This is a genomic window from Rhodoplanes sp. P11 (genome assembly GCF_964266735.1).
In the GTDB taxonomy this organism is placed as follows: Bacteria; Pseudomonadota; Alphaproteobacteria; order Rhizobiales; family Xanthobacteraceae; genus Rhodoplanes; species Rhodoplanes serenus.
The window spans coordinates 15,398-33,298 of record NZ_CAXWGY010000022.1; the positions used below are offsets into that span (position 1 = coordinate 15,398).

Genomic DNA, 17,901 nt, shown 5'->3' on the forward strand with positions numbered 1-17,901 from the left:
AGGTGAACCGCGAGGAAGCCCGGCCAGTCCGCCGCACCGAGGAAAAGCAGCGGGAAGAGCCCGGCCCACACCGCCGAGACTCCGAGTCCAGCTCGCGCCAATCCTCCCGCCGCAATCATCACCCTGTCCATCGGTCCCTCCGGATCGGAAAAGTGTAGCCCGTCCAGGGCGGAACGCAACCACATGGCCGAGCAGACCCAGTCCGACGCCGGCACAGCGGCCGGCGACACCGACCCGCACGCCGAGGCGCTGCGCCGCTACGAGCGCGGTTACGAGCGCGAGCGCGAGAACATCACGCGCGCCTACGAGGACCTGGCGTTCCGCGCCGGCGAGGGCCAGTGGGACGAGGTGGCGCGCCGAGGCCGCGAGGACGAAGGCCGGCCGTGCCTGACGGTCGACAAGTCGAGCCAGTTCGTGCGCCAGGTCACCGGAGACATGCGGCAGATGCGGCCCGCCATCAAGGTGACGCCGGTCGACGATCGCGGCTCGGCCGAGGTCGCGGCGAAGATCCTGCCCGGCCTGATCCGCTACATCGAGCAGCGCAGCGACGCGCAGGCCGCCTACTTCTGCGCCGTGGACAGCCAGGTCGCGGCCGGCGTCGGCCACTGGCGCATCACCACCGAATACGCCGGCACCGACACGTTCTTGCAGGAGATCGGCGTCGCGCCGATCGAGGACGGTGTCTCGGTGATCTGGGACCCCGACGCGGTCCAGCCGACCCGCGAGGACGCGGCGTGGTGCTTCGTGCCGGTCGACCTGTCGCGCACCGCCTTCGAGGCGCGATGGCCGGATGCCAGCGCCGACGCCGTCGATCGCGCCGACGCCAGTGCCGTGCTGACCGACTTGGTCGGCAACGACACCGTGCGGGTCGCCGAATATTGGGAGAAGGTGCCGGCCAAGCGCCGCCTCGCCCTGATGCCCGATGGCGGCGTCGACGACGTCACCGACGATGCGGCCGCCGAGGCGGACGCAGTCGCGCTCGGCGCCAGGATCGAGACGCGCGACGACCACAAGGTGATGCGTAGCCTGATCTCGGCGAGCGAGATCCTGGAGGGGCCGGACGAGTGGCCGGGCCGGCACATCCCGATCGTGCCGCTCATCGGCGAAGAGATCCGGATCGGCGGCCGCACCGTGCGGCGCGGCGTCATCCGCACGCTCAGGGACCCGCAGCGCCTCTACAACTACTCGATCTCGGCGCAGGCCGAGGTGATCGCGCTGCAACCCAAGGCGCCGTTCACCGGCACCCGCAAGAACTTCGAGAAGTTCGTGGACCAGTGGGAGACGGCCAACGCGAAGAACTGGCCGTACCTGGAGTACGAGCCCGATCCAGCGAACGGCGGGCAAGCGCCGCAGCGGGTGCAGCCGGCCGTCTCGTCCCAGGGCATCGGCGAGCTGCTCGCCACCGCCACCGGCGACATGTCGGCGGTCACCGGCATCTACCCGGCCTCGCTCGGCGCCGCCAGCAACGAGACGTCGGGCCGCGCCATCATGGCGCGCCAGCGCGAGGGCGACACCGGCACCTATGTGTATGTCGACAATTTCGCCCGGGCGCTCCGCCACACCGGCCGCATTCTGCTCGACCTGATCCCGTACGTGTATGACACCGCGCGCACGATCCGCATCGTCGGCGACGATGGTAAAGTCGACCTGGTGCGACTCAACGAGGTACTGATCGACCCGAACGGTGACGGCATCGCAACGCACGTCCTCAACGACGTGACGGTCGGCGCCTACGACCTCTCGATCGAGATGGGTCCGAGTTTCACGACCGCGAGGGCCGAGGCGCGTGACGGCATGCAGGCGCTGATGCAGGCGCTCGGGCCACAGGCCGTGATCCTCGCCGATCTCTTCGCTAGCCAGCAGGACTTCCCCTTGGCCGACAAGATCGCAAAGCGGCTGAGGACCATGCTGCCGCCGCCGATCCAGCAGGCCGAGGCGGCCGAGTCCGGCGAGCAGCCCCCGCCTCCGCCGCCCCCCGATCCGGCGCAGCAGGCCGCGGCACAGGCCGAGCAGCAGAAGGCGCAGCTCGAACAGATGAAGATGCAGCTCGAAGCCGCGAAGCTCGACGTCGAGCGCGAGAAGATCGCCGCCGAGCTGGAAACGGCGCGCATGGAGGCGGCGAGCGCCGCGGCGCAGCAGGCGCCCGCTGGAGCCGCGTCAGACCCGCGCGTCGACCAGCTCGCCGCCGCCGTGGACACGATTTCGGCCGTGATAATGCAGCTCGTCGACGCCGTGCAGGCGATGCAGCCGCCCGCCGTGCCGCCGCCGATGCCGGGCGACACCGGCCAGGGCGGCGTGCCGCCGCCGATGGACCCCGCCACCACCGCTTCCGAGCCGCCTCCGGGCGGCTTTTTCGCGCCCGGCGACGTGCTGGCGCGGCCTCCCGAAGGGATGTGATCATGCGCCTCGTCTACTGGCTCGCACTCACCGCTTCATTACTCACCGCTGGTGGCTCGTACGCACAGCAGGTGCCAACCTGGACCGTGTACCAGTCCAAATCCAGCGGCAACGTCGCGAACGCGGCGGCGACCGCGACGATGAGCGCGGTTGTCGATCGGACCCACTACCTGTGCGGGTTCATCATCATGTCGACCGGGGCTACAGCCGCGACGGTCGTAAACGCGACCATCTCCGGTCTGCTCGGCGGGACGATCACGCTGCCGTACGCGGTCAAGGCCGATCCGGCTGCGCAGAACGAGACTGTCGCGCTCGATCTTGCACCCTGCATGCCGGCGAGTGCGCCAAACACTGCGATCACCCTGACGCTGCCGGCTCTTGGCGCTGGCAACACCAATGCGGCGGTGGCCATCTACGGCTATCGCTACTGACACGCTTCCGCAGGCCGGCGCGCGACGTGCTGGCCGCGTGATGACCGCCGCCCCCGCGCGGCACCACCGACGAGAGACGCATGGACATCGAGAACGACGGTTCCGCGCCGGCGGACGACACCCTGCTGGCCGACCGGGTCGACGAGTCCACCCAGGTCGACGCGGGCGATGAGCCCGAACCGGCCGACACAGGGACGGACGAGCCCGAGGGCGACCAGGACGCTGGCGACGACGCCGGCGACGCGGACGAGCACGAGGGCGATGAGGACGACGAGCAGCCTCGCCGCAAGAAGGCATCCGGCTCCGAGCGGCTCAAGCGCCGCCTGGCCGCCGCGGAGGCCGAGCTCGCCACGCTCCGCAGTCGCGTTCCGAGCGACGGCGGCGTGACGCTGGCCGACGTCCGCGCCGAGATCGGCGACCCGCCGCGCGAGGAGGATTTCGGCACCGACTACGCCGCCTACGACCGCGCCCGCACCGCCTACGAGATCGACGCCCGCCAGACTTTCCGGCAGCTCCAACGCCGCGCCGTCGAGGCGCACAACGCTCACCACGCGGCGCTGCGCGAGCAGGTCGAGGCGCATCAGGAGCGTGTCGAGGAGTTCGCCGAGAAGGTGCCCGACTTCGCGACGACGCTCAAGAAGGCGTCCCGCGATGGTCTCAAGGCATCGCCGATCGTCGAGCGGCTGGTGATCGAGTCCGACAGCTCGGCTCACCTCCTCTACCACCTCGCCAAGAACCCGGAGCGGCTCGACCGCCTCAACCGGATGAGCGAGCGAGAGGCAACCCGCGAGATCGGGCGCATCGAAGCGCGTCTGACCCTACCCACCCAGAAGACCACCACCAAGGCTCCTCCGCCGAAGACGCCCCCGAAGGGAGGCGCGAGCGCTGTTCCCGACCCGTCCAAGATGACGATGGAGCAGTACCGGAAGTGGCGCGAGGCCCGCAAAGGCTGAGGACTAGCCGCACATGGCCAACAAGCTGATCACCCCGAGCGTCATCGCCAAGGAAGCGCTGATGCATCTGGAGAACAACCTGGTGTTCGCGAACCGCGTCCACCGTGAGTACAAGAAGGAGTTCGTGAAGGTCGGCGACACCGTCAGCATTCGGCGGCCGGTGAAGTTCTACGCGGCCGACGGCGCGACGCTGGTCAAGCAGGACGTCGAAGAAGGCAACACGGCGATCAAGATCGATCAGCGCAAGCATGTCGGCTGGGAGTTCAGCTCTCAAGACCTGACCCTGACCATCGAGAAGTACTCCGAGCGCTACATTCAACCCGCCTGCATCACCCTCGCCCAGGTGGTCGACCAGGCGGTCGCCAGCCTCTACAAGAAGGTGTGGAACTCGGTCGGCACGCCGGGCACCACGCCGGCCAACTTCGCGGCCCTCGGGTCCGCCGCCCAGCGGCTGGACGAGATGGCGGTGCCGGCGAAGCCTCGTGCAGCCGTCGTGAACCCGGCCGCAGGCTGGACCCTCGCCGGCGGTCAGACGGCCCTGTACATGGCCGATGTCGCCAAGTCGGCGTACCGCGAGGGCACGATCGGCGACATCGCCGGGTTCGACACGTTCCGCAGCCAGAACGTCCGCAACCACGTCGTCGGCACCAAGGCCGGCTCTCCCCTGGTGAACGGCGCGAACCAGAGCGTGACCTATCAGTCCATCGCGTCTACCGGCAACAAGCAGAGCCTCGTCACCGACGCCTGGACGGCCTCCAGCGCCGTGCTCAAGGCGGGTGACGTGTTCACCATCGCGGGCGTCTACGCAGTCAATCCGGTCCCCGGCGAGGGCACGACCGGCAAGCAGGTGATGCCCTACTTGCAGCAGTTCGTGGCGCTCGCCGACGCCACCGCCGACGGCTCCGGCAATGCGACGCTGTCCATCTCGCCCGCGATCATCACGTCCGGTGCGCAGCAGACCGTGAGCAACGCTCCGGCCGACAACGCGGCGATCACCGTGCTCGGCACGGCTTCGACGGCCTACCCGCAGAACCTCTGCTTCTCGCGGAACGCCTTCGCGCTGGTGACCGTCCCGCTGATCATGCCGGACAGCGCCGCCTTCAAGGCGCAGGAGAGCCACAACGGCCTGTCGATCCGCGTCGTCAAGGACTTCGACATCACGAACGACAAGGAGATCATCCGGCTCGACGTGATGTTCGGAGTCGAGGCGATCTATCCCGACCTCGCCGTCCGTCTGTGGGGCTGACCATGACGTCGGGGCGGGCTTCGGTCCGCCCCCTCTCCCCGAGGACATCATGACCGATACCAGGCGTTGGGGTTATCGCGGCCCCGAGGAGCACCTGTTCGACGGGCCTCTGCCCGAGGGCTGGGCCGACCGGCCGGCGCGCGGCTATCACCCGCACGACGTGGAGCGCGGCATTCCGCCTGAGCCCGGCGCCCCCGGCGCCCCCGGCGACGCGCCGGACCGTCAGGCGGCCGCACCGCCGCCCGCACCCAAGAAGCGGAAGAGCTGAGCAATGGCCGCGGTCTCCTACACACGCCGTGACCTGATCGACAAGGCGCTCGACAATCTCGGCGTGCTCGCCGCCGGCCAGACGTCGGCCGCCGAGGACGTCGCCAAGGTCGACGCCCTGATCGACCCGATGGTGTCGATGCTGGCGGCCGACGAGATCGCCTATGTGGACGCCCCTGGCGAGCCGGTGGCGAGCGGCGGCGAGATCGACCCGGCGCAGTTCTTGGCGCTCGCCGCGGTGCTGGCCGACGAGGCGAAGTGCGGCTGGGGGCTCCAGGCCGATCCCAGCTTCTACGTGCTTCGGACGCAGGCCGAGGAGCGGTTGCGGCGGCTCGGCCGGCCGCCGCGGACCCGCCGCACGCTGCGCACCGACCCGATGTTGCGGCGGGGTCTCGTGCGGTGTCGCCATGGCTGCTAGCGTCGTCCCGATCCCCTTCCCGTTGTCGAGCGCGCCGGGCCGGCACCCGCAGGAGAGCGCCGGGCGCCTGATCAACGGCTTCGGCGAGCCGCTCGGCGACACCGCGGCGTCGGATCGCGTCTACCGACGGGTGCCCGGCCTGCGCGCCTTCGGCACTACGACACGGACCGGTTTCCGCGGCGCCGCCGAGATTAACGGCACGCTCTACAGCGCATGGTCCGGCCGGTTGGTGAAGCACACCGCCGCGGGCGGCGCGGCGGTCGACATCGGCGCGCTGAACGGAACGCGGCGCGGGTTCTTCGCCCGCAACAACGCCACGACTCCGGATCAGGTTTTCGTCGACCCGGACGGCACTGTCGCGACGTTCACCTCGTCGACCGTCACCAACGGCTACCCCGACGCGGACCTACCCTCTCCCAACAGCGTCACCTCGATCGACGGCTATCTGGTGTTCGGGATCGGCGACGGCCGTGTGTTCGCGACCGACCTCAACACGACGGCGGTCAACCCCTTGTCGTTCGCGCGCGGCGAGGCCCGCCCCGATGGACTGGTGCGGGTCGTCACCTCCGGCAGCGTCCTGGTGCTGATGGGCGCCTACACGTCCGAGGTGTGGACCAATGTCGGCACCTCGCCGTTTCCGTTCCAGCGCTCGACCGTGCTCGACTACGGCCTGATCGGCCCCTATGCGGTAGCCGGCCACGAGGACCAGATGTCGAAGGGCCTCGTATGGGTCGCGCACGACAGCACCGTGGTGCGGCTGACGGGCTATCAGGTCGACAAGGTCAGCCCGCCCGATCTCGATCGGCTGATCGAGGCGGTGGCGGACAAGAGCACCCTGGAGGCCACCGCCTACATGGCGGGCGGCCACGCGATGTGGGAGCTGAGCAGCCCGGCCTGGACCTGGGTGCTCGATCTCGGCACTGGCCAGTGGCACGAGCGGCGCGCCCACCAGGCGACGCGCAGCCGCATCGCCGGCGCCGTGCCCGCCTTCGGGCGCTGGCTCGCCGGCGACACCGCGTCCGGCCACATCGTCGAGATCACCACGGCGGCGCACCGCGACGTCACCGCGCCGCTGCCGATGCGGATCGAGAGCGGCCCGGTGTCGGGCTTCCCGAACCGCCAGCGGATCGCGCGCGCCGATTTCCGTTTCGCGGTCGGCGTCGGGGTGGCGGCGGGGCTCGATCCGATCGAGACCGATCCGACCGTCGAGATCGCATGGAGCGACGACGGCGGGCTGTCGTGGTCGGCGCCGCTGCACCGCTCGCTTGGCCACCAGGCGCGCGGCGACACCCGGATCACGCTGTTCAACACCGGGATCGCCGGTCCCTACGGCCGCCGCTGGCGCCTCGACATCGCCGACCCGGTCTATGTCGGCTTCCTCGGCGCGACGATGAGCGCGGAAGCCCGGAGCGGATGACATGCCGACCGCGACCAAGCCGCCGCTGCCGCTGCCGCCGCCCACCGTGGTGCTGATCGATCCCGCCACCGGCCGGCCGACGCGCGCCTTCTATGACCTCTTGCGCAGCCTGCACGACCTCGTGTCGGCGCTGCGAGCGGAGATCCCGTGATGGGTATTTTCGACATCTTTACCGGCTCGAGCGCCAAGAACGCCGCCGAGCAGAATGCGCGGCTCTACGCGCAATACGGCCGCGACGCACAGGGCTACATCGACCAGGGCGGCGCCGCCGCGGATGCGGCCTACGGCAAGGCGGCCGAGGCGTTCACGCCGCTCGGCCAGATCGGCGACCGCTACAGCCGGGCGGGGGCGCTCGCGATGGATGCGATGGGCGTGAACGGCGCCGATGCGGCCGCCGCGGCGCGGACCGCGTTCCAGTCGAGCCCGGGCTATCAGTATCAGGTCGACCAAGCCGCCGACGCGGTCGCCCGCAAGGCCGCGTCGCTCGGCCTGGCGGCGTCGGGCAACACGATGGCCGAGATCGGCGCGCGCGCGCAGCAGCTCGCCAACCAGGACTGGAACAACTGGCTCGGCCATCTCAAGGGCTACAGCGACTCGGGCCTTTCGGCGACCGGCGCGGCGGCGAGCGGGCGAGCCGGCGTCTACGGCACCCAGGCCGGGGCCTACGATAATCGAGCCCTCAACCGATCGAACGTCGCCGGCAACGTCGCCAGCGGTACCGCGAACTCGAACACCGCGTCCGCCAACGCGCAGATGAACGCCAGCGGCCAGTTCTGGAACGGGCTGATGAACATGGCCGGCAATCTGTTCGGCGGGAAGAAGTGACATGGCTGGCATCAATCCACTCCAGCTCCCGAAGTGGGAGACCGCCCCGCAAATCGACTGGGCGCCCCTCGCGCGCATCGGCGACGCCATCGGCCAGTATCGGCGCAAGGAGATGATGGCGCAGGCCGTGGCCGATGCCACCGGGCCGGACGGCAATGTCGATCTGAACAAATTGGGCACGCGCTATCTTGGTGCCGGCGAGGTCGATGCCGGCATGGCGGCCGCGCGGCTGGCCGATGCTCGGGCGCAGCGGGACTACGCGCGCGCTACCGACGAACGAGATTTCGCGTGGCGGCGCGATGAGGCGGCTCGCGCACAGCGCAATGCGGATCGGCGTTACGAGCTGGATCAACGCATCTTGGAGGGTGGGCGGCTGCCGGCCGGGTTCGAGCGCGATCCCGCGACAGGAGGCATGAGGCCGATTGCAGGCGGCCCGGCCGACCCGAATTACAAGCGGCAGGTGACGGACCGCCAGAACGCTCCGGCCGGCTACAAGTGGGCCGACCCGTCCAACCCGGACGCCGGCCTCGTGCCGATCGCGGGCGGGCCGGCGGAGAAGGTCGATGCCGAAGTGGCGGCCCGGCTCGGCCTCGGCCGGTCATTCCTCGATCAGCTCCCGGCGATCCGGCAGCGGGTAAAGAGCGGGGAGATGACGGGGCCGATCGACGCCGCCATGGGCTATCTCGGAGCTGGGGCGCCCGGGGAGCTGCGCCGCCAGATCGACAGCGGCGCAGAAGCGCTGCTGCGCAATCTCACCGGCGCGGGAATGTCGCAGACAGAAGCGGCACAGTATGTGCGGAGATACCAGTTCAGCCCAACCGACACTGCCGAGACTGCCGGTGCTAAGCTCGACCAGTTGGAGCGTGAGCTTCGCTATGTGATGGACACGGTCGGTCGCGGTCGCGGCGGCAGCCTCGATAGAGCGCCTCCGCCCGGAACGGCTCGGCAGCCGGATCGGCCGGCCGCCAGCGCGGCGCCGGCGCAGCCTGCCGCGACGTTCGACGAGCGGTTCACCGGCGGCCCGCCGCGCGCCGAAGTCCGGCCGTCGGCGAAGGTGTGGGGAGACCGTGAGGCGGAGTCGGCCGGGCTCTACGAGCCTCGCCCGCAGGCCGCTGGGCGCCCCGTCCAGGTCCGCACTGCCGACGAGGCCCGCCGCTTGCCGCGCGGGACCCGTTTCATCGACCCGAATGGCGTCGAGAGGATCGTGCCGTGAGCGAATGGGACGCCTTCCCGGCGGTCGCGTCCGGCCCGGAACCGCCCGCCACCCCTGCCTCGCCCGCCCCGACCCGCATCACCGTGACGCCCGGCCCGGCCCCGCAGGCTGGCCAGGGCGACGCCGACCCGTGGGCCGCCTTTCCGACCACGGCCGACGTCGGTCGGGCACGCGCGCTGTTCGAGGGCGTGCTTGGTGGCGCAAGCGCCAACTTCCGTGACGAACTCTACGGCGCGGCCAACGCATCCGGATTGCCCGAGATCCTTGGTGGCCTGCGCATCCCGATCGGCGCGGCCCGGCTCGCCTATGAGGCGCTGGCCGGCCGCGGCGCCGCCACCGACGCCTACGAGGAGGGCCGCGATCGCATCCGCGGCGTCCAGAAAGCCGCCGAGCAGCAGTACCCCGGCACGATGCTGGCCGGAGAGATAGCCGGCGCCGTCGCCCTGCCCGTGGGCGGCGCGCTGGGCGCGGCGACGCTGCCTGCGCGCATCGGGCGATCTGCCGTGGTCGGCGCTGGCTACGGGGCTGCGGCGGGCGCGGGCGAGGGCGAAAATGCCACCGATCGCGCCGCACGATCCCTGACCGGCGCGGCGCTCGGAATGGTGACTGGCGGTGCGGTCCCGGTCGCCGCGGAAGGCGTGCGTCAGGCCGGGCGTTTCATCAACGGCATGTTGCCGGTCGCCGGCATGGTTCGCGGTGTGGTAAATCCTGACGCGCAGGCTGCCAGGAACATCGCTGCCGAACTGGCGAGGTCCAGGGCTGCCGGACAGGCCGGCCTCACCGAGGCCGAAGTGGTCCAGGGGGCGGCGGCCGGCGGCCCTCAGCGCGTCATGGACATGCTCGGCGAGCCTGGCCGCAGTCTCATCCGCAGCGCAGCCAATCTCTCTCCGGAGGGGCGGGCAAAACTGACCGAAGCCACCAAGGATCGCTTCCTCGGTCAGCAGGAACGAGCGCAGACCATGACCGAGCGCGTCGTGGGAAAGGTCCCGGACAGCGAGCTTGAGCGCGAGGCCTTGAAGTCGACGGCGCGAGCGCAGAACCGTGGGGCCTATCGCAAGGCCTACGCCGAAGGGTCAGGCGGGCTTTGGTCGCCGGAGCTGGAGCGACTAGCGAGCAGCCCTGCCGTCGGCGACGCGATGCGCGCCGCCTCGGTGAAGGGCAAGGACATCGCAGTCACCGAGGGGTTCGGAGGGTTCAACCCCCGCGTCCGGTTCACGCCGGACGGGCGCATGGAGATCGGGCGCGGCCCGACCGGAGCCCCGACCTATCCTGACCTGCAATTCTGGGATTACACGCGCCGGCAGATCAGCGACGCGGCGAAGGCCGCATTCAGGTCCGGGCGGGACAGCGAAGGCGCGACTCTCTCTCAGATCGCCGAGAAGATGAATGCCGAACTCGACAAGCTCGTCCCATCCTATCGCGCGGCGCGACGCGGGGCGGCCGCGGCCTTCGATGCCGAAGATGCGCTTGACGCCGGCAAGAAGTTCCTTTCGTCCGGGATTGAAATTCCGGCTGCACAGCGGGCGGTGGCAGCGTTCAACCCGGCAGAGCTACAGCTATTCCGGGCTGGCGTAGCTGCCGATATCACGAGGCGCATTGGCGAGTCGGGACAGAACCGTTCGATACTCAATCATCGCATCTTTTCGTCGCCCAACGCGGTCAAGCAACTTCGGATCGCTTTCGGTGAGCAAGGAGCGAAGGAGTTCGAGGCCTTTCTCCGTGTCGAGTCCGTGATGGACATCGCCCGGCAGGCGCTCGGAAATTCGACCACCGCTCAGCAGTTCCGCGAGATGGCGATGGCTGGCGTGGGCCGGGCCTCTGCCGGCGGACTCGGCGGCGCTTCGGTCGGCGGAATTCTGACCGGAGATTTCAGCCCCTCCAACCTCATGACATGGGCGCTGATGGCTGGCGGCGGGCGGGCAGCGCTCGATGCTCGTGTGGCAAAGCGTGTGGCCGACATGCTGGTGAGCAAAGACCCGGCCGAGATCCTGGAGGGCCTGTCAGCGGCCGCGAACACGCGGTCGATCATGAGCGCGCTGCGGGCCTTCGACGCGAGGCTCGCCGCGGTCGGAAGTGAGCAGGTCCCGCGCGGAGCCGTCACGTCGGCGGTTGGCGGCGTATCTGGCAGCCGCGCCGAGAACGAAAATCCACCCTGACCACGGGTAGGGGACCAAGGTCCACGTCACCACGGCGAGTATCAGGATGCCTATACGAACCAGACGTCACACTCCTACCGGCCAATTGGCTGCATGACGAACGGTTTCGGATCTGGCGCAGGCTGTATGACTGGCCGAGCCGCCCGCTCCGCCGCGCCAGCCTGTCTTTCGGCAGCCGAAACCGCCTCCCCGGCCAGGATCGTGTTTATCTCCGCCAAACGACGCCTTTGCTCTTCGGATGTTGCGGCTGAGGTTACGCGAGCCACATCCTCTTGGACCTGCGCCATGGTGATCTCCCCCCTTGCAAACCGCTCAACAGACCGACGGTAGGTGGCGATCATCAAGCTAATCAGATCAGGATATCGTGCGATAGGACGCAGCATTTCCGTCGCCGCAATCTTGCAGTCTGCCCATGCGATGGCGTTTGCTCGGGTGACCGGAAAGTACCGCGCTGCGCATCGGTCCATCTCCGCTTCAGAGGCGCGCTTAATCTCTGCATTTCGCTCAGCTTCTTGATTGCGGTCTGAGGCGCAGGAAATGAGGATCGCCGACAGGACAACCAAGCCAGCGATATGAAGCGCCGGGCCCCGCCTCGTTGTCATCGCCGACCACCGATGTAATGGCTTCCCTTGCCGTGGCTGGTGTAGCCGCCGACCCGCGTGCTGCCCTTCCTGCCCTTTGCCTCGGCCTCAGCCACCATGCCGACGACGAAGATGACCGCGATCAGCATCGCGAACAAGCGCATGTGCCCCTCCTATCGAAATGCCGATAGCGGAGCACAACCGACCGCCCGTTTCAACCTCCGGTAACAACTATGCCCCGACTCCTCATGGCCGCTGCGGCTCTCGCGGCGCTGATCTTCGGCGCGTGGCCGGCGCTCGCCGCCGGCTCTATTCCGCTCTCGCTGTCGGTGCAGGTCGACACCCAGGGGCGGCCGCTCGCCGGGTGCCTGCTCTACACCTACGCGGCCGGCACCACGACGCCGCAGAGCGCCTATCAGGACGGCGGGCTGACCATCCCGCACCCCTGGCCCGTGGTGTGTGACGCCGCCGGCCGGCTGCCGCATCTGTTCTACCCGGACGGAAGCATCAAGGTCCGCCTCACCGATCGCGCCGGCGTGCAGATGCTCGCCGCCGACGGCGTGCTGGTCATCGGCCCCTCCTCCGGCGGCGGCGGCGGCAGCGCCGTGGACCCAACGACGGTTTTCTCGACCGGGGCAATTCAGCATCGCTACGGCACCGGGCCGATCTCGGGCTGGGTGCGGGCCAACGGACGCACGATCGGCTCGGCGACCAGCGGAGCCACCGAGCGTGCGCATGCCGACGCACAGGCGCTGTTCGAATATCTGTGGTCCGCGGACCCCAACCTCGCCGTCTCCGGCGGCCGCGGCGCATCGGCGAATGCCGACTGGCTCGCGAACAAGACCATCGCGCTCCCCGACGCGCGTGGTCGCGCGCTGGCCGGCCTCGACGACATGGGCTCGACCGCGGCGGGCCGCCTGACGTCGTCGTTCTTCGGCGCCCAGGCGACCGTTCTCGGGGCGACCGGCGGCGCGGAGAGCCGATCGCTCGGCGCCGCGAACCTGCCTCCGCATTATCACAACGTGTACCTGTATGACCCCGGCCATGCGCACGGCTATCGCAGGCCCAATGAGGTGGCCAATTTCTTCGGCGTCGGGCCGGGCAGCGCCGGTGTCGCCGCGCTGAACAACTCGACCACAGAAACTGCTACCACAGGCATGAAGGTCGCCGACGCGCCCGCCGGCGGAAATGAAAACCGCACAGCGACCACCGGCAGCGCGATGACCGCCTCGCCTTTCGCTTCCGTCGGGCCGCGGCTGCTCGCCACCATCTACATCAAGCTGTAGGATCGCCATGTATCAGGGCAATCTCGGAACGGTCTCCAATCGCGCGGATTGGGCCGACGACGCCCAGCTTGTCGACGACGCCACGGGCGATCTCATCGACCTGACCGGCGCGTCGATCGTGCTCTACGTGACTCGCCAGGACACCCCTGACACCGCGATCATCACCGCATCGACCGCTAACGGGATGATCACGATCACGGGCGCCGGAGCGTTCGGGTGGTCAATCCCCGACGAGACGATGACCCCGCTGTGCGCCGGGACCTACTCGGTATTCATCCGCGTCGCGCGCGGCGACGCGGTGGATCAGCTTGCGGCGGGCGACCTCTCGGTGATCCATGGGGGCCCGACGTCATGACGATGCGCCTCAAGCTCGTTCGCCGACCCGGTCTGCGAATGCGAGTGCTGCCTGTCTTGCGCGCCAACGTCTCGGGCGGGAATGGCATCTCCGTTGCATTCGCGAACGGCTCCTACGCGGTATCGATCGCAGACGGATTTCTGCCGCGGTTCGGCGCGCTCGGATCGGAGATCATAGCGGCGGACACGGTCGACGAGGTCGTCGCGATCTTCAAGCTCTACACGCGCCGCGTCCGAGTCTTAACATCCTCTGCTGTTACTATCTCTGCTGACGACGATATCGTGGTGATCAATCGCGGCGCCGGCGGCGATGTATCGGTAGCGCTACCGCCCGTGTCATCCGCGACCGGCCGCGAGAAGATTGTGTACCGCTGGGACGCATACGGCGGGACCGTCTCGTTCAGTCCGCACGGCTCAGAGGCCGTGAACGGCCGCTCCGGCGCATGGAGTTTGCAGTCCCTGGCCGGCCCTGGCGGGGGCGGCGCAATCCACATCATCCCGGTCACGGCCCTGTCGGGCTGGCTGATTAAGAGCTGACAATGTCCTGGCAGGTTCCCGACTATTCGATCCCAATCGGAAAGGGTCCGGGGTGGACCGGCTTCGCGTGGGCCAGTCCAGGCGCCGCCGGCGCGGCGTTTCTCTCGAACGGCGCTGCCGTCGCCCCGAGCTTCACGTCCACGCCCACGTGGACGGGGTTGCACACGTTCTCTGTTGGGCTGGCGTCGTCGAAAGTGTCTGTCGCACCGCCCGCTGGAACGACGGCGCTCGCGATTGACACGGTTCAGTACGCGGCCGGCGCTGGCGGCGGCCCTGGAGCGTCGCTCAACAACTTCTTCATTTTGTCTGATCAGGTCGACAATGGCCCCAATTTCGTAAGCGGTTTTTCGTTCATCCACGGTTGGGGCGGCGCGGCGGCGAAGGGCGGCCGCCAGGCGTTTGTTGTGGTTGGCTCGCACAACGGCGCCACTGACCCCTCGTGGTCAGACGCTGCGCGTTTCTATGTCACGCACCAGCCGATCATGCAGGTGCAGGCTGGTGATAATGGCACTCTCGGAGCAGAAAAAGGGTATTTCTATGCGGAAAACCCATACCTAAAAATCCTATATGGTGCGACACATTTAGCCGAGGGCTCGATTTCCGAATACAACACCGACGTCCGCGCTGGTGCGAGTCTGCTGGCGAAATACGGCATCAAGATCGTGCAGGTAGCAACCGATGCGGTATCCGGTTCGGTCGATGACGCGGCGTTTGTGTTCGGAAATCAGCCCGGCGCTGTCGGATGGAATACCGCGATCCAGATCGGTGTCTACGGCGGTGCGCCGCCGCTCAAGTCGACAGGCACGGTGATCCGAGTCCGCGACGCGATGACGATCGCTAACGGCATCGATCTCTCCGCAGCGGTCATCACGGGCAATGCGTGGGCGTCGCCGGGGGCCGCGATCAACGGTAGCGGCGCAGCGTCGTTCGCCGGGCTGGCGCTATCAAGCCCGCTCGTCGCGATCTATGGCGGCACAGGGCTGTCATCGTACGCGCTCGGTGACCTACTCTACGCCAGCGCAGCCAACACGCTGTCGCGACTCTCCGGCAACACGAGCGCCGCGAAACAGTACCTGAGTCAGACAGGTACCGGATCGGCGTCCGCGGCTCCTGTGTGGTCGACAATCGCAGGCGCGGATATCACTGGTGCCGCGATGACCAAGGTCGACGACAGCAATGTCACGCTCACCCTCGGCGGCACTCCGTCGACGGCACTACTGCGCTCCACGTCGCTGACGCTCGGATGGACGGGGCAGCTTGCAGGCAGCCGCGGCGGCACTGGCATTGATAACGGCACCAAGACCATCACCCTCGGCGGCAATCTCACGACTGCTGGCGCCTACAATCTGACTCTGACCCAGACCGGCGCAACGAACGTCACTCTTCCGACGAGCGGGACGCTCGCCGCGCTCGGAGGAGCAAACGACTGGACGGGCGCCAATGTTTTTTTTGCCGCCAACTCCTCCGGTTTGTCTATTCTTTCCGGTAATGCCTCCGCATTCACTTATATGACGATAGGACGATCCTCTGGAGACTTTAATCTAGGAGTCGCGGCAGGTGCGGGGCAATTCTTCTCAACTGCTGTCGCTGGTGACGCCGCCATCCAGGGGGTAACGAATTTTCTCATTGGCACGCAAACGGCCGGGAAGAAGATCCAGATGTTTACTGACGCTGGAGTGCTGGCCACGACGATCGACTCCAACCAAAACTTGGAGCAGGTCGGCAGTCTGAAATCGTCGTCCGCGATCGCCGGCATCGGCTACGCCACGGGAGCTGGCGGCGCTGTCACGCAAGTCACATCGAAATCGACGGGCGTCACGCTCAACAAGGTGAGCGGCGAGATCACCTTGAACAACGCCGCGCTCGCCGCAGGTACCACCGTCGGCTTCACGATGACGAACTCGGCCATTGCTGCCGCCGATCTCGTCGCCGTCGCGATCAAATCCGGCGCGACGGCCAATTCCTATACCGTCACCGTGACGGCGGTGGCGGCCGGCTCGTGCCGGATTGAGTTGCGCAATACCTCCGGCGGCAGCCTCTCCGAAGCCGTCGTCCTGTCCTTCGTGGTTATCAAGGGAGTGACATCGTGACCACCGTAACCGACCCCACCTTCCTGACTCACGCCGCAACCGTGATCGCTCAGCAGCGCAATTCGTCGCTCGACGCGCTGGCGGCCGCAGAGGCGCACCGCACCATCGAGGTCGCCGACCTGCGCAAGCAGATCGATGAGTTGCGCAAGCAGATCGATGAGTTGCGCAAGCAGATCGACGAGTCCGAGCCGCAGACATCCTAGCGTCGCGGCACGCTTCGCCCATCATGAGCCGCCCTCGCCGGGCGGCTTTTTCATTGGAGCCATCACATGCAAGCCGTCTCCTACCTCCCGTCGATCGTGGACCTGTTCGCGGCGATCGGCGGTTTCGCCACGCTGTACGGCGGCGCGAAGATCGCCCGCACTTTCGTGGCGCGCTGGCGGGCGGCTGCGGCCAGCAAGACGGCCCGCGACGAGCGCATCGAGGCGCTGGAGCAGGCGTTCCGCGAGCTGGCCGACCTGCTCGACAAGCGCACCGCGCCGGCGCCCGACCCGGCCAAGGGCGGGATCGGCTGATGACATGGCGCCTGGCCGCGTCGCTCGACACGCTGCGCCGGCAGATCGACGCGGCCCGGCCGGAGCGCCGCCGCGATTGGGACGGCACGATCGGTGACGCCGCGCACGCCGCGCGCGCCAGCGACCACAATCCCAACAGCGACGGCGTCGTGACGGCGATCGACATCACCCATGACCCGGCCGGCGGCGTCGACACCGCAGCGCTCGCCGAGCACCTGCGCGGCTCGCGCGACCCGCGCATCAAGTACGTGATCAGCGCCGGCCGGATCGTCTCGTCGACCATCTCGCCGTGGACGTGGCGGCCCTACACGGGGGCGAGCCGGCACGACAAGCACGTCCACATCTCTGTGGTGCCGGATGCGTCGGCCTACGACGACGCCCGCCCATGGGACCTGCCGTTCGGCGGTGCGCGCCCCGCGGCGACCGCCCCGCCGGCGACGGCACCGCCGCCCGGCCGGCAGCGCGACATCACAGCCACAGTGTTCGGCGGGCCGGGCGACGAGCAAGCGAGCGCCTATGGCGGCCGGGTCGACCCCGACCGGCCCGGCGTCGCGCTCCCCTGGCGCTTCCCGCCCGGCGTGCGGCCGAAGGTCCGCGTCACCCGGGGCGTCCGGTCCGTGGTCTGCGACGTGGTCGACGTCGGCCCCTGGTATCCGAGCTGGCGCGGCGCGGCCGATCCCTACTGGACCGCCGACGCCCGGCCGCGCGCCGAGGGGGACGGCCGCACCAACCGGGCCGGGATCGATCTCACCCCGGCCGCCGCCGCGGCGATCGGCCTGCCGGGCAAGGGCCTGGTCGATTGGGAGTTCGTCACCCCGCTGGGCTCGGCGCCGCCGAGCCTCCCCACCACCGCCGGCGCTGGCGCCGTCGTCATCGGCTCGGCGCTCGCCGGCCTCCCCCTCCCCGTCGTGGCAGGCGCGGCCGCGGCCGTCCTGGTGCTGCTCGTGCAGCACGCGCGACCCCTGACCACCGGAGCCTCGAAAATGTCCGCCATCCTCGCCGCCATCCTCGGCAACAAGGTCACCACTACCGCGGGGGCCGGCGGCATCCTCACCGCCATCGCGGCGCTGTGCACCATGTTCGCGTCGGGCAACATCGATCTGAGCGTGCTGCTCACCAATGTGGGTGTCATCGTCGTCGGTGTGATCGGCCTGTTCGCCCGCGACGCCACCAAGCCGGACGCTCCGGACGCTCCGGCCGCGACGAAGTAACCGC

19 protein-coding genes are annotated in these 17,901 nt (G+C 68.8%); 18 read left to right on the forward strand and 1 reads right to left on the reverse strand.

Annotated elements, in window-relative coordinates:
* Positions 1-183: 183 nt before the first annotated feature.
* The 11 genes from ACFQUV_RS24835 (at position 184) to ACFQUV_RS24885 (ending at position 11,323) form a co-directional block, all read left to right on the forward strand.
* Positions 184-2,397, forward strand: a complete 2,214-nt coding sequence (locus ACFQUV_RS24835) for a portal protein (RefSeq protein WP_129610838.1) — start codon at positions 184-186, stop codon at positions 2,395-2,397.
* A 2-nt stretch (positions 2,398-2,399) separates the two neighbouring features.
* Positions 2,400-2,828 carry a hypothetical protein gene (locus tag ACFQUV_RS24840; protein WP_129610837.1) on the forward strand — a complete coding sequence of 143 codons (429 nt, stop codon included), beginning with the start codon at positions 2,400-2,402 and terminating at the stop codon, positions 2,826-2,828.
* An 80-nt stretch (positions 2,829-2,908) separates the two neighbouring features.
* The gene (locus ACFQUV_RS24845) at positions 2,909-3,781 is read left to right on the forward strand and encodes a hypothetical protein (protein WP_165364119.1); all 873 of its coding nucleotides are present in this window, start codon (positions 2,909-2,911) and stop codon (positions 3,779-3,781) included.
* A 13-nt stretch (positions 3,782-3,794) separates the two neighbouring features.
* The gene (locus ACFQUV_RS24850; protein ID WP_129610836.1) at positions 3,795-5,027 is read left to right on the forward strand and encodes a P22 phage major capsid protein family protein; all 1,233 of its coding nucleotides are present in this window, start codon (positions 3,795-3,797) and stop codon (positions 5,025-5,027) included.
* A 49-nt stretch (positions 5,028-5,076) separates the two neighbouring features.
* Positions 5,077-5,295, forward strand: a complete 219-nt coding sequence (locus ACFQUV_RS24855; RefSeq protein WP_129610835.1) for a hypothetical protein — start codon at positions 5,077-5,079, stop codon at positions 5,293-5,295.
* A gap of 3 nt (positions 5,296-5,298) precedes the next feature.
* Positions 5,299-5,712: a hypothetical protein gene (locus tag ACFQUV_RS24860; RefSeq protein WP_129610834.1), complete on the forward strand. Its 414-nt coding sequence runs from the start codon at positions 5,299-5,301 to the stop codon at positions 5,710-5,712.
* The gene (locus ACFQUV_RS24865) at positions 5,702-7,129 is read left to right on the forward strand and encodes a hypothetical protein (protein ID WP_129610833.1); all 1,428 of its coding nucleotides are present in this window, start codon (positions 5,702-5,704) and stop codon (positions 7,127-7,129) included. The genes ACFQUV_RS24860 and ACFQUV_RS24865 overlap by 11 nt, the downstream gene beginning before the upstream one ends.
* 1 nt (position 7,130) lies before the next feature.
* Positions 7,131-7,280 (forward strand): hypothetical protein, encoded by a 150-nt coding sequence (locus ACFQUV_RS24870; protein ID WP_158859779.1) that lies wholly within the window; start codon positions 7,131-7,133, stop codon positions 7,278-7,280.
* Positions 7,280-7,954 carry a hypothetical protein gene (locus ACFQUV_RS24875; protein ID WP_129610832.1) on the forward strand — a complete coding sequence of 225 codons (675 nt, stop codon included), beginning with the start codon at positions 7,280-7,282 and terminating at the stop codon, positions 7,952-7,954. The genes ACFQUV_RS24870 and ACFQUV_RS24875 overlap by 1 nt, the downstream gene beginning before the upstream one ends.
* A 1-nt stretch (position 7,955) precedes the next feature.
* Entirely contained in the window at positions 7,956-9,167 is a 1,212-nt protein-coding gene (locus ACFQUV_RS24880; RefSeq protein ID WP_129610831.1) for a hypothetical protein, read from the forward strand.
* The gene (locus tag ACFQUV_RS24885; protein ID WP_129610830.1) at positions 9,164-11,323 is read left to right on the forward strand and encodes a hypothetical protein; all 2,160 of its coding nucleotides are present in this window, start codon (positions 9,164-9,166) and stop codon (positions 11,321-11,323) included. The genes ACFQUV_RS24880 and ACFQUV_RS24885 overlap by 4 nt, the downstream gene beginning before the upstream one ends.
* Positions 11,324-11,921: 598 nt before the next feature.
* Here ACFQUV_RS24885 and ACFQUV_RS24890 read toward each other — a convergent pair.
* Positions 11,922-12,068, reverse strand: a complete 147-nt coding sequence (locus ACFQUV_RS24890) for a hypothetical protein (protein WP_155481709.1) — start codon at positions 12,066-12,068, stop codon at positions 11,922-11,924.
* 84 nt (positions 12,069-12,152) lie between these two features.
* Here ACFQUV_RS24890 and ACFQUV_RS24895 point away from each other — a divergent pair, with 84 nt between their 5' ends.
* From ACFQUV_RS24895 to ACFQUV_RS24925, 7 genes are all read left to right on the forward strand, one after another.
* A complete protein-coding gene (locus ACFQUV_RS24895) occupies positions 12,153-13,190 on the forward strand; it encodes a hypothetical protein (RefSeq protein WP_129610829.1) in 1,038 nt (345 codons plus the stop codon).
* A gap of 7 nt (positions 13,191-13,197) precedes the next feature.
* Positions 13,198-13,545: a hypothetical protein gene (locus ACFQUV_RS24900; protein WP_129610828.1), complete on the forward strand. Its 348-nt coding sequence runs from the start codon at positions 13,198-13,200 to the stop codon at positions 13,543-13,545.
* Positions 13,542-14,081 carry a hypothetical protein gene (locus ACFQUV_RS24905; protein ID WP_129610827.1) on the forward strand — a complete coding sequence of 180 codons (540 nt, stop codon included), beginning with the start codon at positions 13,542-13,544 and terminating at the stop codon, positions 14,079-14,081. The genes ACFQUV_RS24900 and ACFQUV_RS24905 overlap by 4 nt, the downstream gene beginning before the upstream one ends.
* 2 nt (positions 14,082-14,083) lie before the next feature.
* On the forward strand, positions 14,084-16,171 hold the full coding sequence (locus ACFQUV_RS24910; protein WP_207211563.1) for a hypothetical protein: 2,088 nt from the start codon (positions 14,084-14,086) through the stop codon (positions 16,169-16,171).
* Positions 16,168-16,374, forward strand: a complete 207-nt coding sequence (locus tag ACFQUV_RS24915; protein ID WP_129610826.1) for a hypothetical protein — start codon at positions 16,168-16,170, stop codon at positions 16,372-16,374. Before ACFQUV_RS24910 ends, ACFQUV_RS24915 begins: the two co-directional genes overlap by 4 nt.
* Before the next feature lie 66 nt (positions 16,375-16,440).
* Positions 16,441-16,686, forward strand: a complete 246-nt coding sequence (locus tag ACFQUV_RS24920; protein ID WP_129610089.1) for a hypothetical protein — start codon at positions 16,441-16,443, stop codon at positions 16,684-16,686.
* Entirely contained in the window at positions 16,686-17,897 is a 1,212-nt protein-coding gene (locus tag ACFQUV_RS24925; RefSeq protein ID WP_378395958.1) for a hypothetical protein, read from the forward strand. The genes ACFQUV_RS24920 and ACFQUV_RS24925 overlap by 1 nt, the downstream gene beginning before the upstream one ends.
* Positions 17,898-17,901: the final 4 nt, after the last annotated feature.